The sequence below is a fragment of the Brevundimonas sp. CURTG3B2_SDJG genome, assembly GCF_057364705.1.
In genome coordinates, this window is record NZ_JBNFOJ010000373.1 from 1 (window position 1) to 2,433 (window position 2,433).

The 2,433-nt window shown below is 68.5% G+C and carries 2 protein-coding genes; one reads left to right on the forward strand and one right to left on the reverse strand.

Annotated features, from left to right (window positions below; translation table 11 throughout):
- On the reverse strand, positions 1–1,106 hold a 1,106-nt coding region (locus AC2W7C_RS16765; RefSeq protein WP_486002398.1), incomplete at its 3' end, for a D-alanyl-D-alanine carboxypeptidase family protein.
- A gap of 288 nt (positions 1,107–1,394) precedes the next feature.
- Here AC2W7C_RS16765 and AC2W7C_RS16770 point away from each other — a divergent pair.
- Positions 1,395–1,886, forward strand: coding sequence for a phasin family protein (locus AC2W7C_RS16770; RefSeq protein ID WP_486002399.1), 492 nt, complete (start codon positions 1,395–1,397; stop codon positions 1,884–1,886).
- The last annotated feature ends 547 nt before the right edge of the window (positions 1,887–2,433 follow it).

Sequence of the window (2,433 nt, forward strand, 5' to 3'; positions counted from 1 at the left end):
CGCCGTTCAGGATGGCGGTCACGTCGGCCGGGCGGCCTTCGGCTTTTGCGTTGGATCGGGGCGGGGCGGGCGTTCCGACGGGGCAGGGGGTCACGCGCGTGGGCTGGGGGTGTCGCGGCCGCCAGGGCGGTGTAGGCGACCGCGCCGTCGTCGTCGTCCTCGCCGCTGACCGAGGCGTACTGGAACGGGGCGGAGTTGTCCGGGCCGATGCCGAAGCCCTTGGACTCGAAATAGGTCTGGGCCACCTGGATCAGCTGGCCGTTCGAGCGGGCGCGCTCGACCTCGAAGCCGGTGTCCATCAGGGCCGCGACGTGCTGGTTGCGGCTGGCGGTCGAGCGGCCGCCCAGGACGATGGTGATCAGCCGCTTGCCGTCGCGCACCGACGAGGCGGCCAGGTTGTAGCCTGACGCATTGGTGTAGCCCGTCTTCATGCCGTCGTAGCCCAGGCCGGAGTGCAGCAGCCCGTTGGTGTTGCGGTAGTCGCGGCCGTTGTAGGCCCAGTCGTGCAGGCCGAAGTAGCGGTAGTACTGCGGATAGTCGCGCATCACGGCGCGGGCCAGGATGGCCAGGTCGCGGGCCGAAGTCAGCTGGCGGGCGTCGGGCAGGCCGTTGGCGTTGACGTAGCGGGTCTGGGTCATGCCCAGCTCCTGGGCCTTCAGCGTCATCTGGGCGGTGAAGCGGGCTTCCGAGCCGCCGATGTGCTCGGCGATGGCGACGGCCATGTCGTTGGCGCTGCGCACCGCGGTCGCCTTCATGGCGTCGTCCAGGGTGATGGTCTGGCCGGCGGCGAGCCCCAGCTTGGACGGCGGCTGGCTGGCGGCGTGGGGCGAGACGGTCAGCACGTCGGTCGGCTTGACCCGGCCCTCGGACAGAGCCTCGAACGCCAGATACAGCGTCATCACCTTGGTGATCGAGGCCGGATAGCGGCGACTGTCGGCGTGCCGGGCGAACAGGACCTCGCCGCTTTCGGCGTCCACGACGATGGCGGCGTAACGCGCATTGTCCGAGGATTGGGCCACGGGCGGGGTGGCGTTCGGGGTCATCGCCAGGGCGACGACCAGCATCAGCGACAACGCTCCCCGACGGATCAGTGCAGTCAACGTCAAGCGGATAGCCTCACTACAGTGGCGCGACGACGGCCCCCCGGCGCGACGCTGAACTGGACGGTAGCATGCACCCCGCCGGTTTCATGAGGGTAAACAGGCCGTCAACATATTTGTGAAGCCGCCGCGAGCGGCGACTCGCTGGGTTTGTGACGTTATTGTGCACCGCACAAAATGCGCTTGACCTCTGTTCGCACTTGCACCATATGACGCCCATCGCGGCGGAATCGCCTGCTGCGGGAAAAATCATCATCAGCGGCCCGAGCCGCGACTGGTTCAGGAGAGACTTCCATGGCCGACAGCGCCGAAACCGTGAAGAAGACCGTCGAAACCGCCACCGCCACCGTCAAGGCTTCGGCCGAGAAGGCGACGGCTCAAGCCGAGAAGATCCAGGCCGCCGGCGCCAAGGCCTTCCGCGAAGGCGTCGACAAGTCGGTCGCCGGCCTGGCCGAGCTGAACGCCGAGGGCAAGAAGAACCTCGAAGCCCTGGTCGCTTCGGCCACCGCCGCCCAGAAGGGCGCCGAGACCCTCTCGGCCGCCTCGCTGGCCTACGGCAAGAAGTCTTGGGAAGACGGCGTCGCCGCCGCCCAGTCGCTGGCCGCCGCCCGTTCGGTCCAGGAACTGGTCGAACTGCAGACCTCGTGGGCCAAGTCGGCCGCCGAAACCTACCTGGCCGAGGTCACCAAGCTGACCGACGTCTTCACCGCTTCGGTCAAGGACAGCTTCAAGCCGATCAACGAGCGCGTCACCGCCTCGGTCGAGAAGTTCCAGGCCGCCCGCTAAGGCGACCTGAAGTTCCAGTAAGCGTAGAGTACCGAAGGCCCCGGCGGAAACGCCGGGGCCTTTTCGTCGTCCGGAGGAAGCCTCACCTCCCCATCGCCCCCCAAGGCGATGGGGAGGACAGACCGCGAAGCGGTCAGGAGAGGGCGACGCCGGCGGCGGCCCATTCGAGCTCCGATCCCATCCGCCGGCGTCGCCCCCTCCTGGTCGTCGCCGGCGCGCCGACCGGTCCTCCCCATTCGCCTTCGCGAATGGAGAGGTGAACGGCGCTCCACGGTCGCCTTTCACGGACTCCCAGCGAACCGGCGCCCGCCAACCCTCTGGAATCCCTCCACTCCACGCCCGCCCCAGCGTCCTATTCCCCCACCGCCTTCCGCCTGCGCCATACTCTTCGCATCCCGTCGGTGGGGAGGGCGTCGGATCCAACGTCCCGACGACGGCGGGCTGTGGTCGAGCGATGAAGCCCGGGCGAAGGGTAGTCCGGGGGTCCTCGTCGGACGGCGATGGATGCCGTCCGCTTGCTCGCCGCGCATCGAAGGCGGGAACCGCT

Coding starts and splice junctions, on each gene's coding strand:
- AC2W7C_RS16770 (WP_486002399.1), top strand. CDS start 1,395: ATGGCCGACAGCGCCGAAACCGTGAAGAAGACCGTCGAAACCGCCACC.